The organism is Caballeronia sp. DA-9 (assembly GCF_051615025.1).
Lineage (GTDB): Bacteria > Pseudomonadota > Gammaproteobacteria > Burkholderiales > Burkholderiaceae > Caballeronia > Caballeronia sordidicola.
Genome location: NZ_CP195132.1, coordinates 1,384,406 through 1,400,577, shown reverse-complemented (window position 1 = coordinate 1,400,577; position 16,172 = coordinate 1,384,406). Strand labels below are relative to the sequence as shown.

The following is a 16,172-nucleotide window of genomic DNA, read 5'->3' as shown; positions in this document are numbered from 1 at the left end:
GTGAGTTGTTCTGTGCCACGTCGGCCGATGCCTTCGTGATGATGGCCCGCGCGTCTTTCAAGGGACGCGCCGGACCTTGGGCTTTCAGACCGCTGTCTCCCGGCGAGGCAGGCCCCACGGCGGCGCGATTCTCCAGATCGCGAACGGCCGCGTGTTGGGGTCGAGCCGGATGTGCTGCCGTCTGCCGCGCCATTCGAAACGTTCGCCTGTCAACTGATCCTCCACGGCAAGCGCGTCCCACTCCTGGACGCCCCAGTCGTTGAGCGTTTGCCACGGCAATTCCACGTCCGCGCCTTGCTCGTTGAACGGATCGAGATTGATGGCGACCAGCACCACGTTGTCGCGCGCGGCGTTGGCTTTCTCGAAGAAGAGAATGTTTTCGTTGTGGGCCGGCAGGAAGTTGACGCCGAGATGCGAATGCAGGGCCGGATTCGCTTTCCTGATGCGGTTGAGCGCCGTAATTTCCCCAACGATATTTCCCGGCCGGTTCCAGTCCCACGCGCGGATCTGATACTTCTCGGAATCGAGATATTCCTCGCTGTTGGGCAATGCGGCGGCTTCGCAAAGCTCGAAACCGCTGTACACGCCCCACAAACCCGAAAGCGTCGCGGCGAGCGCCGCGCGAATCACAAACCCGGCGCGTCCCGAACGCTGGAGGAAACGCGGGTTGATGTCGGGCGTATTGACGAAGAAATTCGGACGGAAGAAATCCTTCGCGTCGGTCTGCGTCAGGTCATGCATGTATTCGATGAAATCGCGTTTCGACTCGCGCCACGTAAAGTACGTGTACGACTGCGAGAAACCGAGCTTGGCGAGACGGTTCATCACGCGCGGCCGGGTGAACGCTTCGGCAAGGAACATCACATCGGGATGACGCGCGCGCACGTCGCCAATTACCCATTCCCAGAACGGCATGGGTTTGGTATGCGGGTTATCGACGCGGAAAATCTTTACGCCCGCTGCGATCCAGAACAGGAACACGTCGCGCAATGAAAGCCACAAGTCGGGTTTCGCGTCCTTCGCGTAGAAGTCCGGATTCACGATGTCCTGATATTTCTTCGGCGGATTCTCCGCGTATCGCAAGGTGCCGTCTGGACGCCACGCAAACCAGGTCGGATGTTCCTTGAGCCACGGGTGATCCGGGGAACATTGCACCGCGAAGTCGAGCGCGATTTCCAGCCCGTGCGCACGCGCGGCTTCGAGCATGCGCTTGAAGTCGTCGAGATTGCCGAGTTCCGGATGCACCGCGTCATGCCCGCCTTCCTTGCCGCCGATGGCGTACGGGCTGCCAACGTCGCCCGGTTGTGCGGTGAGCGTATTGTTCTTGCCCTTGCGGTTCGCAATGCCAATGGGGTTGATCGGGGGGAAGTACAGCACGTCGAAACCCATCTCGCGGATACGCGGCATCTTGCCGATCACATCGATAAACGTACCGTGACGGTTCTCGTCGTCGCTCATGGAACGCGGGAAGATCTCGTACCAGCTTGCGAAGCGGGCGGCGGCGCGCTCGGCGTCGATCCGGTACGTCACCGGATCGCGCGAGAGAAACGGCCTGTGCCGCGCCGCTTCAATTGCCTGCGCTGTTTCCGGCGCCAGGGCGATCGCAAGGCGCGTTTCGGCGTCGGCTTTCGCAAACTGCTTGACGATGCCTTCCAGCGGCTCCGTTTGCGAACCTTCCGTGGTCTTCACTTCGGCGAGGATCAATGCAAACAAATGCCGCAATTCTTCGAGTTCCAGCTCGACGGTCTGCTCCGCTTTTAGCTTCTTCTGCATGTGATCGATCAGCGACGCAAAGTCGTCGCGCCACGCGATCACCGAAAATTCGTGGCGGCCAAGCCGGTCGAGCGGAATGCGGGTGGTCCACAAGTCGTTGCCAAGTGGAATCACCGGGACCATCTTCGCTTCGTGCCAGTCGGTTTCGTCGGCGGCGCGCCATTGCACGGCGGCGGCGATCTTGTCGTGGCCTTCCGCGAAGATCGCAGCCGTGATTTCCACCGCTTCACCCACGATCCGCTTTGCCGGAAAGCGCCCGTGATCGACCGACGGCGTCACGCTTTCGATCATCACTCGCGGCGCCAGCAGCGCTTCGTTGACCGATTTTTTATCGGCGGATTTTGCACCTCGCTTGACTTGTGGCTGCGCAAGCAGAATAGGCGCCTCGGACGCGCCGCGCAGCAAGCGGACTTCGCCCGGCTGCAATAGGAAAGGTTTCAACGGCAACGGTGTTCCCGAGGTGTCTTCATCGATCTCGCGAAAACGCGTGAAGTTGCCCGGCGCGCCATCGAGCAAATGACGTGTATCGATAAAAACCGGCGTGGTGAGATCGGCGTTGATGACGATCAGCGCGGCTTCGCTCGCCGTGCGCAAATCCGGGCCGCTGCCGCGCAGGATTGCCGCGTAGGGCGTGCCGGGACCGGTCAGCGTGCGCAGTTCGCCAGTGCTCGCGAGCGCCGCCGAATTGCGTTGCAGCGCGTTCGCGTGCGCCACTTCCGCCGACACGTTGAAGCGCGCGCCGTCTCTCGCACGCTTGAATTCTTCCGCGCTGCCGTGGTTGTACGCGAGCGGCTGCGTGACGCCGTATTCGAATCCCATGGGCACGAGCACGCCGGTGCCCATGCCGGCAGCCGTGTACAACGCGCGCCGGTAAGCGCGCTCCACCAGCGACGAATCGCTCGTGTCCGGCAGGTCATGAAGCAGTCGCGTGCCATACGGCTCTTCAGGGAACGCAATCGGCGGCGCGATGCGGAACAACGCCGCGTGTTCATCGAAGAGCCAGTTGCTCTGAAAGTCCCACCATCTCGCCGATGAAAATACCGAGTCGAAACCGGCATCGGCGAGACCGGCCAGATCGTGACGGCTGATGCCGACCGTCCACGCAAGCCATTTCGTTTGCGGATGACGTTCGCGCACCGCCGCGCCCAGACGCCGCCACACATGCGCCGGCACCTTGTGCGGCGCTTCGAAGCGAAAGCCGCCAATCCCGGCGTCGGCAATCAGCATCAATTCACGCGCCCACCATTCGGTGAGCGCATGTGCCGCTTCGCCATCGGCGAAATTCGCGTGCGCGACACTTTCTTCATGCGGTGCGGTACGTGGATCGAGCCGCGCTTCCGCCGCCTCGAACGGATGAAACCAGTGCCGGTTGTCCTGGAACAGGCCGCCTTCGGCGCTGACGCGGTCGAGGTTGATGTCCACAAGCAGGGTGAGTCCATGTTGCGAAGCCTGGTCGGCGAGCAGACGCAGTCCTTCGCTGGCGGACAGACCGGATTCGAAAGCGGGATGCAGCTTGTGATGATCGGCCACGGCTTGCCGGTGACCGTTCTTGCCCGGCAGAAAGGGCGCGCCGATCAGGATGTGATCGAAGCCCAGTGCCGCGGCGTGTTCGAATTGCGCGGGCCACGCTGACGATGGTCCGACAAGAAGCGGGTCGATGAAATAGATTCGTGGCGCATACGCTTGAAGCATTTGATGGTGTTCCATCGGTCGTCTTTTCCAGTTCGTCCTGCTATGGCGTGGATGCGGGAAAACGCGATCGCGCTCAACCAGGCGATAAACCAACCGCAAGAACGGTTACGGCAGACGGGCCTCAGACAGTCTTCAAAGCACCAGTTCCGGGGTGACGCGTGCGGTACGTATCTTCATGAACCTGTCATGCACGATACGAGCGTTCGGTGCGGCGCCAGGGTCGCCAGTGAATTACAGCACGTAGCGTGCCGCGCCTTTTTGCGTTTTGTGTTCGACTTCGGTGTCATGGCCCGGCGAAGTTTGAACGACGCACCGATGGAACATGGCTGGCGCGCCTGTCACGTCGACTTCAATCTCTGTCGGGACGACAGCAGTTCGCCGCGCTTGAATCAGCGTGGCGAACTGCCAACGTCATAACCGTACCATTGAACGGCGCGAAGTGACCGCGTTCAGGCGCTGCGCGCGACGAATTGCGCCTGCTCCGCCGTACGTCGATCGGCGGCGGGCGCTGCCATTGCGGCGATGCCGGATACTGCTGGCGCGTGAACCGGCACGCGGCGCGTACGCAGCGGCGCCTTGGCCGGACGCGCGTCGGTGAGACCCGCGTAGAGGTGGATGTATTTGGCTACGGCATGGCTCCAGCCGTAGTCGCGGGCCATCGCATTGCGCTGGAGCGTGCGCCATTGCTGCGGGCGCACGAACGCATGAATGGCGCGCGTGACGGCGGCAACCATGTCGTGGGTCTGCTCGCCATCGAAGAGAAAACCGGTCGCCGGCCTCGACGACGTTGCGCCCTCGAGGCTGCCCAGGCTTTCGACCGGCGAAGATTGAAAACCTTCTTGCAGCGCCGACGCTTCGGCCGCATCCACGATGGTGTCCGCCAGTCCGCCCACGCGCGATGCCACCGGCAAGGTGCCATAACGCATTGCATAGATCTGAGTCAGACCGCAGGGTTCGAAACGGCTGCCGTGCAACAGGATGTCAGCGCCCGAATGCAGCACATGCGCACGGCGTTCGTCGTAACCAATATGCACGCCAATGCGATCCGGCCAGGTTTGCGCCAGCCGCTGAAACGCCGTTTCAATATGCGCTTCGCCTTTGCCGATCACCGCGATCTGCAAACGCGGATGCTGTTCGAGCAGCGCGGGAATGGCGTCGATGGCGACATCGGCCATTTTCTGCGATGTCATCCGGCTGCCTATCGCAATCACCGGCGCGAACGGGTCCACCGGAAGGCCAAACATTTGTTGCAGTTCGCGTTTGCAGGCGTGCTTGCCGCGCATGTCGTCGAAACAATAATTGCGTGCGATCTGCGAGTCGGTCATTGGATCCCACGCGCTAACGTCGATCCCGTTGATGATTCCCGAGAGTTTGTCCGCGTAGCATTGCAGCACGCCTTCCATCAGGTGCCCGAAACGCGGCGTGAGGATTTCACGTGCGTAAGTTTCGCTGACGGTCGCGACATGATCGGCGTGGACAATGCCCGCTTTCATCAGACTCAACGCGCCATAAAATTCGATGCTCTTTGGTTCCGTCAATGCCGGAACAAGCCACTCCGCCGGCACGCCGAGCGCTGCACCAAGCGAGAGCGAATAGTTGCCCTGGAACGCCAGATTGTGGATCGTGAAAACGCTTTTTGCGTGCACGCCCGCATGCTTCATCAAAAGCGGCGTGAGGCCGGAATGCCAGTCATGCGCATGCACGATGTCCGGCTTTTTAAAGCCGCGCACGCCTTCGGCCAGGCGAACGGCCGCCGCTGAAAGCGAAGCGAACCGGATCGCGTTGTCTTCGTAGTCGCGTCCCTTTGAATCCTGATAAAGCCCGTCGCGCGCATATAAATGATCCATGCGCAGCAGGATCACAGGTACGCCAGTATCCGGCATGCGGCCGCGATACAGCGCGCCATCACCGCCCGGAAGGCCCGTCATCAAAGCCACCTTCTGCAATCCCTCGACCATCGCCAATGCGTTCGGATACGCCGGCAGAAGTATTGCGGCATCGACTCCCGCTTCACGCAACGCCGCGGCGTATGCGCTGACCATGTCACCCAGGCCGCCAGTTTTGGCAAGCGGCACGGCCTCGGAAGCGACAAGCAATACGTTCAAAGACAAAGCTGACTCCTGGCGTTTGAAAGATGAAAAGCGATGGGTGGCGCTCAGCCAATTGATAGGCGGCGCACGCGTCCGGTGCTTTTATCGGGGGAAGAGGGGATGCGGATTTGTTTAGAGCAAGCGTTGTGCCATGCAGCATACTTTTTGGCGAAACTGCGGGAAAGCGATAGCCACGCCACACTTGAAGCACGACGTTACGCTCGGAAGAAGACAGACTTTTGACGTCGTGTAAAAAAGCACTCGTAGAAGAAGGCGTTTTTACACGGCGGTTTTGAGAATGGTTATATGAAACTACCGTTGTACATTCGATGTACGAAACATCGTATTCGTCAGCTTTATTTGCTCCGGAAAATAAGACCGGAATTATCCGCTTACAGCAATTATTGCTTGATGCTCTAAGAACCTAATAATCCCGCAGCGGTATTGACGCACAAACCGAGCACAGCCGCATTAAAGAAAAACGACAACACCGATTGCGCCAATGCGGTTCGCCTGACTTCCGTGGAACGCAGAACCACATCCGAAGTCTGCGACGCCACCGCGATGGTGAACGAGAAATAAAGGAAATCCCAATAGCCGGGCTTGAGGTGAGCGTCGGGGAATTTCAGTGAGGTCTCTTCCTGCGACTGATAGTAGTGGCGGGCGTAGTGAAGAGTGAACATGGTCGGGATCAGGAACCATGCGCCGAACATTGTGATGCCAGTCAGCAGGTAGTTGGGGAAGGCGCTGCGAAATCCCATGTTCTTGGCGGCGGCCAGCTCCGCAACAATCGCGACAATGCTCGTCATGGCGGCAAGACTGACAATCAGCAATACCATGCCGGCATTTTCATCCTCGCGCGCGGCGAGCTTTTGCACTTCGTCCTGATGCGCTCTCCACATCTGAATCCAGATCAGCACAAGATAAAGCCATACCGCGGTATCCCATCCAATCAGGCCACGCACGAGCAGACGTAATTCGTGAGGAACCAAAATTGCGACAACGGCACCAATGACCAGAGCAATGACTGCCCTCGGGCGATATCGAACTACGTTGGGAAGCATGAGATTCATTTTTATCGTGGCCTAGTAATAGCGGTCCTGGCAGTCGGGGTGTCAGTAACCATAACGCTGCGTTAAGCTGTTGCGCCGCGATTATTGCGCGCGCAGCTTTCAAATTCCAATGGGCTTTCAGTGCAACTCGCAGTTGTCACCTGCGCGCGCTCCTTCACGCGGGCTTTAGCCAACCATTTCCAAAGATATCGACAACCCGTGTCCTACAGACCGTGTCGATCTTCGCCTTCTGCAAAACTCGAATCGAGACTTCTAACCAATGACAAAGCTTCAGCATCCCTTGACTGCCGCCGGTTCGGTTGGGCATTCGGCTGCGCGCAGGCGCTTCGTGCTCGGCGCATGCGCGTCGGCGGCCGCGCTCGCGTTCACATCGGCGGCCTTGGGATTTCCGTCCTTCTTCATGCAGGCTTTCGCCGATACCCCACCGGCCGGCCTCGAAGCCTTTCTTCTGCTCTCGCGCAAACTCACCGGCCGCACGGCGTTCGATCCAGCAGTGGCGCAGCGGGTCTATGACGCGTTATCGAAAGCGGACAGCGAGTTCGTCGCGAACGTGAGCGCGCTCAACCAGTGGCTCGCGGCGCATGGCGGCGTGCCGTCGGATACGGTTACGCAAGCACTCAAGATGGACACGCCCAAACTCGCCAGCACGGTTACGGCGACATTGCGCGCGTGGTATCTCGGGCTCGTCGGCGATGCGCCGCGCGTGAGCGTGGTCGCGTATGAACGTGCGTTGATGTTCGACCCTGTGAGCGACGTGCTGACCATCCCGTCATATTGCCGCGATGTGCCGTTTTACTGGACGCAGAAACCGCCGGCCGTTGGCGCACCCAAGGCCGCCTGACCCCGAGCCTGGAAGAATCAAGCCGGCGCGCCATCTGAATGCGCGACCGAAGCCTATAAGCAGTACCTCACAGGACAATACACATGGCAAATTCGAATTCGGCCGATGTCGTGGTCGTCGGATCCGGTGTCGCGGGCGGCTTGCTCGCCCATCAGCTCGCGAGCGCGGGCGCATCCGTGATCCTGCTCGAAGCCGGGCCGCGCATTGCGCGCTGGCAGATCGTCGAGAACTTCCGCAACTCGCCCGCGAAATCGGATTTCGCAACGCCGTATCCTTCCACGCCTTACGCGCCGCATCCGCAGTATTCGCCCGCGAACAACTACTTGATTCAGAAGGGCGAGTACCCGTACGCGTCGCAATACCTGCGGCTCGTGGGCGGCACGACATGGCACTGGGCGGCGGCCGCGTGGCGTTTGCTTCCCGCCGATTTCAAGATCAGGACGCTCTACGGCGTGGGCCGCGACTGGCCGATTTCGTACGAGACGCTCGAGCCGTGGTATCAGGCGGCGGAAGTGCAACTGGGTGTATCGGGTCCGGGCAGCAATGTCGATCTCGGTTCGCCGCGCTCGAAACCGTATCCCATGGACATGCTGCCGCTTTCCTACATGGACCAGCGTTTCTCCGATGTCCTCAACGCCGATTCGTTCCATGTCGTGCCGGAACCTGTTGCGCGCAACAGCCGCCCTTATGACTCGCGCCCGACGTGTTGCGGCAATAACAATTGCATGCCCATCTGCCCGATTGCGGCCATGTATAACGGCGTCACGCATGCCGAGAAGGCCGAACGCGCGGGCGCCAGGCTGATCCCGCAAGCAGTGGTCTACAAGATCGAAGCCGACGACAAAGGCCTGATCATCGCTGTCCACTATAAAGACCCGAACGGCAACAGCACGCGCGTCACGGGCAAGTTGTTCGTGCTGGCGGCGAACGGCATCGAGACACCGAAGCTGATGTTGCAGTCGGTATCGGACAGGTTCAAAAGCGGGATTGGCAATAGTTCGGATCAGGTCGGCCGCAACCTGATGGATCATCCCGGCACCGGCGTGACGTTCCTTGCCAACGAAACCGTATGGCCCGGACGCGGGCCGATGGAAATGACGTCCATCGTCAATTTCCGCGATGGCGCCTTTCGCTCCGAGTATGCAGCGAAGAAGCTGCATTTATCGAACGGCGTGGCGACCATGGCGATCACCGCCGACCTGATTGCGAAGGGATTGAGCGGCGCCGAACTCGATCGCCAGATTCGCGACCGCGCCGCGCGCACCATGAACATCAACAGTTTCCACGAGCATCTGGCGGAGCCCCAGAACCGCGTGCTGCCTTCGTCCGACCACAAGGATTCGCTCGGCATTCCGCAGCCCGAGATCTATTACTCCATCAACGACTACGTGAAGAAGAGCGCCGCGGACACACGCACGCATTACGCGCGTATCGCGGAGCTGTTCGGCGGCACGGAGATTACCTTCGACGATAAATTCGCCCCGAACAATCACATCATGGGCACGGCCATCATGGGCGCCGACCCGAAGGATTCCGTAGTCGATACCGAATGCCGCACGCATGACCACCCCAATCTTTTTGTGGCGGGCAGTGCGGTGATGCCGACGGCGGCATCGGTGAATTGCACGCTGACGCTGTCCGCATTGTCGCTGCGTCTCGCCGACAAACTGAAGAAAGAACTTTGATTGCGCGCCGACGGAGAGCCACGATGAAGAACCACGAACACCGCGACGCGCGCAGATTCAGAACACGCCTTCGCGGCGCGCTCGCCGTGCTAGCACTTGCCATAGTAGGCGCTGCGAGCGTCCACGCGCTGGTACAACCCGCGCAGGCACAAACGGCCGCCGGGGCAAAAAACGGTGCCGAAACGGCCAGAACGACGGCCGCAACGGCGGCAAAAGCCAGCGACGATCAGGCCGGCGCCGCCCTGATCAAGCGCGGCGAATATCTCGCGCGCGCGGGCGATTGCATTGCGTGCCATACCGCCGACAAAGCCCGTCCCTTCGCTGGCGGCCTGCCTATCAGCACGCCGTTCGGGACCATCTACACGCCCAACATCACGAGCGATCCCGATACCGGCATTGGCAGATGGACTGACGGCGATTTCCTGCGCGCGATGCACGAGGGTATCGGCAAGGGCGGCGAGCGCTTGTACCCGGCGTTTCCGTACGCGGATTACACCCTGGTCACCGACGGCGACGTACTGGCGATCCGCGCCTACCTCAACACGCTCGAGCCGATCCATTACACGCCGCCGCGCAACCAGATGTCGTTCCCGTTCAACCAGCGCTGGCTGATGGTGTTCTGGAACATGTTCAATTTCAAGGAAGGCCGTTTTGTGCCGGATCCCAAGAACAGCGCCGAGTGGAATCGCGGGGCTTATCTGGTCGAGGGTCTGGCGCATTGCGAGGAATGCCACACGCCGCGTAATTTGACGCAGGGCCTCAAGACCAGCGAACGGTTCAGCGGCGCGGAGCTGTCGGGCTGGCATGCATACAACCTCACGCCGGACAAGAACGCGGGCGTGGGCAACTGGAGCGACGCCGAACTCACGCAATATCTCGCCACCGGCGCGGTGCATGGCCGCGCGAATGCAGCCGGTCCCATGGCCGATGTCATCCAGAACAGCACGCAATACATGACGCCGGAGGACCTGCGTTCCATGGTCGCCTATTTGCGCACCGTGCCGCCCAAAAACAGCGGGGACACACGTCCGCGCGATTCCTTCGGCAAGCCGACCAGCCAGGACGTGATCGCGATGCGAGGAACCCAGGTGAGCGGCGTGAATGGCGCGCAGTTGTTCATCGCCAATTGCGCGACGTGCCATAGCTGGACCGGTGAGGGCCGTGGCGGCGGTGCGGCGGGCGCGTATCCATCGCTGATTCATAACAGCGTGGTCGGCGCCTCGGCGGCGAACAACCTGACCATGGTCATGCTGCACGGCGTGAATCGCGAGACGAAAACCGCGAATGTCTTCATGCCGTCCTTTGCCGATCAACTCAATGACGAGCAGATTGCGGCCATCAGTAATTATGTAACGAAGACCTTTGGTAATCCTCAATCGGCTATGAGCCCGGACCAGGTCGCCAAATTGCGCGCAACACCGCAATGAATTCAATAAATCCGCGTATTAAATGCGGGTTTGTGCGCTGCGGCACAGCAATTTTTGCCGGGCCGCAGCGGGACGATTGCGTATCGGCGGCGCGGGTTTCAGAATATGAGAGACTGTTCCGTTTAGAGATAGGGCGCGCTTGTGCGCCGTGCATGAAGAAGATTGGGCTATGACTGCTGCTACTTATCCTGTCGTTTGCTGGCATCCCGCAAACAAACTTGGGCGCGACCTCGTGGTGGGCGACCTGCATGGTTGCGTCGACGCGTTGCGTTACCTACTCAATGAAATTGGTTTCGATGGCTCGCGAGACCGGCTTTTTTCCGTTGGCGATCTGGTTGACCGCGGCAGCGACTCGCTTGCCGCGCTGGATCTGCTGGATCAGCCCTGGTTCTACCCGGTGCTCGGCAACCACGAAGATGCGCTGTGCGCGGTAGCCGAAGGGCGCATGAAGCGCCATGTCTGGTATTCGATTGGCGGCGCGTGGGCCTCCAACCTGACCGACGAACAGTTGCAGCGCTTGGCCGGAAAGCTGGCGAGCGTGCCGCTGGTACGCATAGTGGGTGACGGCGCGTCGCGTTTCAACGTGTTGCACGCCGAGTTTTTCGGCAGCGACGCTGACCTGGAAGTCGCGTATTTTCCCGACGATGTCCGCCAGCAATTGCTGTGGGGAAGGTCGCTCGCGCTCGGAACGGGAAAGCCCTCGATGCAGCGCGGGTTGTCGCCGACCTATTGCGGGCATACGCCGGTCAAGGCAATCAAGCAGATCGGGGCGCAGATTTTTATCGATACCGGGGCGTATACCGACGAAGGGCGCTTGACGATCGTAGAAGCCGGAACGGCCCAGAGATGGTCGGTGAAGCAGGGTTGGGCCAAAGGCGCCGGTTCGATGGCCGAGGATTTTCGTTAGCATTCCATGCGCGAGAGCGGTAACGAAACCGCATCCGGCATCAGCCTTGCTGTGTCCTCCCAAACTGCCCGACGGGCGGATTCCTTGCGAGGCCAGTACTCATGCCGTCCCCCTCAGTCAGCGAAACAGTCAACGATTCAGTCACCGACATCAAAGGTTGCCCGGAAGATCTGCCGCCGGGTCTGCGCTACGTCGATGATTCCCGCGCCGGCTACACGCGCGAATGGAAAAATGGCGCGTTCGTCTTTTTCAACACCCAAGGCAAACAGCTTTCCGACGAAGCCGATATCAAGCGCATCAACGCGCTGGCCATTCCGCCTGCCTACACGAACGTCTGGATCTGCCCGGACGCACGCGGGCATTTGCAAGCGACCGGTCGCGATGCGCGAGGCCGCAAGCAGTATCGATACCATCCGCAGTGGCGCGAAACGCGCGACGCCACCAAATACGAGCGCATGCTCGCCTTCAGCGCCGTCCTGCCGAAGCTGCGCGCCCGCGTTGCGCGTGACCTTGACCTGCAAGGCATGCCGCGCAACAAGGTTCTCGCCACCGTTGTCAGGCTGCTGGACACCACGCTGGTTCGCATTGGCAGCGAGGAATACGCGCGGGACAACAAATCCTATGGTCTCACGACGCTGCGCAAGAAGCACCTGAGCGTCAAATCGGGCACGCTGCGCTTTCAGTTTCGCGGCAAGAGTGGGATTGAACACGATGTATCGGTGAGCGATCCGCGCATTGCAAAGATCGTGAAGCGATGCATGGACTTGCCGGGCCACGAACTCTTCCAGTATCTCGATGCCGACGGTCAGCGCCACGCCATCAGTTCCTCCGATATCAACGACTATCTCCACGAAATCACAGGCGCCGATTTCACGGCGAAGGATTACAGGACATGGGCGGGCAGCGTATTCGCGCTCGCCGCGCTGCGCAAGCTCGCGTGGGAAACCGTCACGGAGGCGCGCAAGCATGTAGTGGGGACGATCAAGGAGGTATCGAAGATATTGCGCAATACGCCGGCGGTGTGCCGCAAATGTTATGTGCATCCGGCAGTGATCGAGGCATTCGAAGCAGGTCAACTCGCCGACGAACTGCCATCGGCGCGCCGTTCGGGCCTCAAGTCCGATGAAGCCGCGCTTGCCATCTTTCTGGAACGCGACGCGAAACGCCGCGCGCGTGAAGCGGCCCGCGCCCGAAGCGGCAAGGCGAGTGCCGCGGACCCGAGCCTGGCGCGGCTGCTTGCCAAGTCCAGCCAGAAAGCGAAGGCCGCGGCGTTGAAGAATTCCGGCAAGGACGTCAAGGCGGAAGCGCTGGCGGCGGTCAAGGCGGTGTCGCCAAAAGTGGCGTCGAAAGCCGCGCGGCCGGCGACCAAGAAGATTGCGCGCGTTCGGTCGCCGACGGCGGTTGCCATCGGCTGATTGGCCTTGAAGCTAGCCGACCTTGCTCATCTCGTACACGTTGCTGACGGTTTCGCCGTTCCATTCGTATTCCAGATACGCGGCATGGTGGCAGTCGCGCAGCAGCGTCGTGCGGAACGCCGCCAGGCATTCGCCACCTTGGTCCCGCACCGATGGATACGCGATTCCGCGTACGCCTGCCGCCCGCGCAGCGCGTCCGAGCGTCTGGCCGGCGGCGTAGTCCGAAGGCGAAAGAATCTCCGGATCAAGCGCGCTTTGCTGCAGGCGTCCGTCGCGCAGATCAAGCACTTCACCCTCTGCCGATACCGTGTAAAGCCGCATCTGCTGGCGCAGCGGCGCCTGTTGCGTGTGAGCGAGAAACAGCGCGGAGTGATATCGCGTTTCTTCTATAGCCGTGCGCCTTTCGCGGGCGCAATAGAACACGCCGTATCTGCCATCGGAAAAGCGGCTGCCGTTCGGATTCAAATGCGTGAACGCGGCCATGATCGGGCCATAACCCGCGCCGAATCGGCGTTCATCAAGCGGCACAAGGTCGAGTTCGCCTACTTCGGTACGCAAGCGGTCGTTGGTCATGGCTTCGAGCGCATAAAGCGCCTCGAAATCCTGCGGCGAAGCCACGCGGTCGAACAGATTGACGGCCGGAAAACGCGTCGGAATCACGCGATACGCCGGTGACCAGTCGAGTTCAGCGTGCGGCCAGCGAGCACGCCAGTCGTTTTCGGCCTCTGGCAAACTGGATAGATCGCTCACGCCCAGCCGCCTCGCATTGCATCGAGATATTGCCGCACCGCCACGAGATCGCTCACGTTGCCCGCAAGCATGCGGTCGAGCGCGCGCCGGCCGCCGAACGGCGGCGCGGTATTCGCGCGCTTGATCCAGCCATCGGCAGCTTCGGGTTGGGGCAGCAGGATTTGAAGCGCCTTATAGATGCCGAGAATCAACGAAAGCCGCTCAAGCGTATCGCGGCCAAGGCGCGCAGTCTCAGGCGCCGATTTCCATTTGAAGAACGTGGAACGGCCGGGGGAACCGAGCAGGACAATCTGCTCATCGGCGGAAAGGGTCCAGTCGTTCGCGATGTTGAAAAACGCGCGCAGCCCGGCTGCGGACATATCGGCAAGGGTAGGCTGCGGCGCGGGTGCCGGACGTGGAACGCGTTGAACGCGAGGCATGGCGAAAGTCTCAATTTGAACTTGAATTGTATATTAGTCTATTTGTGGACTAAATCAAGCTTTATTCGAGGCTTCGCTTGTTCTTCCGTAACGATCAGACGCTTCCGTCAGAGTCGGTCGGACCGTAGCGGCGGCCCGCAATGTGGGCGCGAAGCACTTCTGCGATCTCTGAGGTCGTGAATTCCGCCGGCACCACGCTCAACTGGCTGCATGGATCGCTTTTACGCGCCCATTCAACCATTCGATAAGCCTTGCCCCAAGGCCGTTCCACGGCTTCGGAAAGGCGGCATTGATGCAACGGCAATGCGTGCTCGGTTTTCATCGTCGACTTGATGTTCTGAAACGATGCGCTGGCGGCCATGGCGTATCCTCGCGTGAAAGCCCCGGTGAAAATGTGGCCAGTTTCTGGCTGAATTGAAAGCTATCGTTTTGAAATGTGCCTTCGGACTATTAAGCGCAACTTAAATGCGGCGGGTTTACGCGCAGACTTTGTCCCAGCGCACGAATACTTTTCTCACGCCCGGCATTACTGTATATTCATACAGGTTGATGCTCTTTGCATGGACACGAAATGAACCGTCCTCAATCCCATTCTTCTGCCGAGGCTGCCGCGCTCGCCCGCTATGTGCAGGCAACGCGCGCGGTATCGGCGGCGTTTGACGCAACACGCGTCGAGCCGGAGCTCGGCACGGGCGGCAACACGGTGGCGCTGGTGCTGCAACGGCTGGACATTGCCTTGCTTGAACTCGACACATCGCAGCGCTCGCTCGACGCTATACTTTCGCGCGCTGGTGGACACTGAATTATCTGGAGCGTTTGCTGTGAGACCTGTTTTATCCGCCCTTTCTTCGAAGGTCGCGCTTGCCCTGGTGGCAGGTTCCATGAGCTTGGGGTCTGCAGGCGCGGCGGCTGCCGAGCGTTATATCGAAGTCTGGAATCCGCCTGAATCGCAACTGCATGCGACCAAGAACAAGACACGGCCCGTCGTGTCCGCTCAGGCAAAGAAAAAGCGCAAGAGCGGACCGGCCGTCAAGCAAGTCGCCGACAGAACCACAGCGCCTGCGCCGGCCTTGACGGTCGCGCCTTCCGCAGGCGGATCGAGCGCCGGCCGCGCCAAAGCCGCACCGAAGTCGCCTGATTCATTGCCCAAGCTGCCGCCGCTGATCGGGCCGGATGGACGCGTGCTTCGCGTGTGATTGGGGCGGTTGATTGGTTCGGGTGACTAAAAAAAGTCAGAACGCCGAACGCACCACGCCGCCGTCCACGCGCAATGCCGCGCCGTTTGTCGCGGACGACGCTTCAGAACACACATACACGACCATGTTCGCGACTTCTTCAGTCGTCGCAAATCGCTTGATCAGCGAACTCGGCCGTTCTGTCTCGAAGAAGCCTTTCTCGAACTCCTCGAACGTCTTGTCGCCCATGCCCTTGGCGGCCATCTCATCCAGGCCGTCCGAATGCGTCGGCCCCGGCAGCACAGCATTCACGGTAACGCCGGTGCCCGCGCAATCCTCGGCAAGCCCGCGCGACAACCCCAGTTGCGCCGTCTTCGTCACGCCGTAGTGGATCATTTCCACGGGAATCTGGATGCCGCTCTCGCTGCTGATGAACACCACACGGCCCCAGTTCTTCGCTTTCATCTTCGGCAAATACGCGCGCGAAAGGCGCACGCCGGACATGACGTTGGTATCGAAGAAGCGTTGCCAGTCTTCGTCCGGAATATCCGCGAACGGCTTGGGATCGAAAATGCCCAGATTGTTCACGAGCACATCGACGTCCGGATACTTCTTGACCAGCGCCTCGACTTGCGAAGCATCGGCGAGATCGCCGGCAAAACCTTCGACGTTTGCATAGGGCACAGCGGCACGAAGCTTGACGATGGCGTCGTCCACAGACGCCTGCTTGCGCCCGTTCACGATCACATGCGCGCCTTCGCGTGCAAGGCCCGTGGCGATCGCGAGGCCAATGCCCTTTGTCGATCCCGAGACAAGCGCGAGTTTGCCTTTGAGATGGAGGTCCATGAATTCCGTACTCCTGGATGAAGGTTTATCGGTGCGTTCGGCGGGACAAAGTAAAACGCCCGTCAGCAGGCATGTCTCC

General features: G+C 60.5%; 14 protein-coding genes. 7 read left to right on the top strand and 7 right to left on the bottom strand.

Annotation, left to right across the window (positions count from 1 at the left end; genetic code table 11):
- Positions 1–84 precede the first annotated feature (84 nt).
- The 3 genes from ACRWA7_RS12705 to ACRWA7_RS12695 form a co-directional block, all read right to left on the bottom strand.
- Positions 85–3,480, bottom strand: coding sequence for a maltotransferase domain-containing protein (locus ACRWA7_RS12705; RefSeq protein ID WP_438391332.1), 3,396 nt, complete (start codon positions 3,478–3,480; stop codon positions 85–87).
- 434 nt (positions 3,481–3,914) lie between these two features.
- Positions 3,915–5,576 (bottom strand): glycogen synthase GlgA, encoded by a 1,662-nt coding sequence (gene glgA / locus ACRWA7_RS12700; protein WP_438391331.1) that lies wholly within the window; start codon positions 5,574–5,576, stop codon positions 3,915–3,917.
- A 395-nt stretch (positions 5,577–5,971) separates the two neighbouring features.
- A complete protein-coding gene (locus ACRWA7_RS12695) occupies positions 5,972–6,628 on the bottom strand; it encodes a DUF1345 domain-containing protein (protein WP_438391330.1) in 657 nt (218 codons plus the stop codon).
- Between the two features lie 259 nt (positions 6,629–6,887).
- On the opposite strand from ACRWA7_RS12695, the gene ACRWA7_RS12690 reads away from it, so the two are divergent.
- The 5 genes from ACRWA7_RS12690 (at position 6,888) to ACRWA7_RS12670 (ending at position 12,903) form a co-directional block, all read left to right on the top strand.
- Positions 6,888–7,469, top strand: a complete 582-nt coding sequence (locus ACRWA7_RS12690) for a sugar dehydrogenase complex small subunit (RefSeq protein WP_438391329.1) — start codon at positions 6,888–6,890, stop codon at positions 7,467–7,469.
- Positions 7,470–7,552: 83 nt separating this feature from the next.
- A complete protein-coding gene (locus ACRWA7_RS12685; RefSeq protein WP_438391328.1) occupies positions 7,553–9,154 on the top strand; it encodes a GMC family oxidoreductase in 1,602 nt (533 codons plus the stop codon).
- A gap of 23 nt (positions 9,155–9,177) precedes the next feature.
- Entirely contained in the window at positions 9,178–10,581 is a 1,404-nt protein-coding gene (locus ACRWA7_RS12680; RefSeq protein WP_438391327.1) for a c-type cytochrome, read from the top strand.
- Positions 10,582–10,750: 169 nt separating this feature from the next.
- Positions 10,751–11,488, top strand: a complete 738-nt coding sequence (locus tag ACRWA7_RS12675; RefSeq protein WP_060818473.1) for a metallophosphoesterase — start codon at positions 10,751–10,753, stop codon at positions 11,486–11,488.
- Positions 11,489–11,589: 101 nt separating this feature from the next.
- Complete coding sequence (locus tag ACRWA7_RS12670) at positions 11,590–12,903, top strand: DNA topoisomerase IB (protein ID WP_438391326.1); 1,314 nt, start codon at positions 11,590–11,592, stop codon at positions 12,901–12,903.
- A 12-nt stretch (positions 12,904–12,915) separates the two neighbouring features.
- Here ACRWA7_RS12670 and ACRWA7_RS12665 read toward each other — a convergent pair whose 3' ends face one another.
- From ACRWA7_RS12665 to ACRWA7_RS12655, 3 genes are all read right to left on the bottom strand, one after another.
- The gene (locus tag ACRWA7_RS12665; protein WP_438391325.1) at positions 12,916–13,653 is read right to left on the bottom strand and encodes an RES family NAD+ phosphorylase; all 738 of its coding nucleotides are present in this window, start codon (positions 13,651–13,653) and stop codon (positions 12,916–12,918) included.
- The gene (locus tag ACRWA7_RS12660; RefSeq protein ID WP_060818475.1) at positions 13,650–14,072 is read right to left on the bottom strand and encodes an MbcA/ParS/Xre antitoxin family protein; all 423 of its coding nucleotides are present in this window, start codon (positions 14,070–14,072) and stop codon (positions 13,650–13,652) included. The genes ACRWA7_RS12665 and ACRWA7_RS12660 overlap by 4 nt, the downstream gene beginning before the upstream one ends.
- A 94-nt stretch (positions 14,073–14,166) precedes the next feature.
- On the bottom strand, positions 14,167–14,433 hold the full coding sequence (locus ACRWA7_RS12655) for a DUF2866 domain-containing protein (RefSeq protein ID WP_438391324.1): 267 nt from the start codon (positions 14,431–14,433) through the stop codon (positions 14,167–14,169).
- A gap of 210 nt (positions 14,434–14,643) precedes the next feature.
- Here ACRWA7_RS12655 and ACRWA7_RS12650 point away from each other — a divergent pair, with 210 nt between their 5' ends.
- A complete protein-coding gene (locus ACRWA7_RS12650) occupies positions 14,644–14,874 on the top strand; it encodes a hypothetical protein (protein ID WP_060818477.1) in 231 nt (76 codons plus the stop codon).
- 79 nt (positions 14,875–14,953) lie between these two features.
- Positions 14,954–15,268: a hypothetical protein gene (locus ACRWA7_RS12645; RefSeq protein ID WP_060818478.1), complete on the top strand. Its 315-nt coding sequence runs from the start codon at positions 14,954–14,956 to the stop codon at positions 15,266–15,268.
- A gap of 36 nt (positions 15,269–15,304) precedes the next feature.
- On the opposite strand, the gene ACRWA7_RS12640 is transcribed toward ACRWA7_RS12645, so the two are convergent.
- Complete coding sequence (locus tag ACRWA7_RS12640) at positions 15,305–16,093, bottom strand: SDR family NAD(P)-dependent oxidoreductase (protein WP_438391323.1); 789 nt, start codon at positions 16,091–16,093, stop codon at positions 15,305–15,307.
- Between the last annotated feature and the right edge of the window lie 79 nt (positions 16,094–16,172).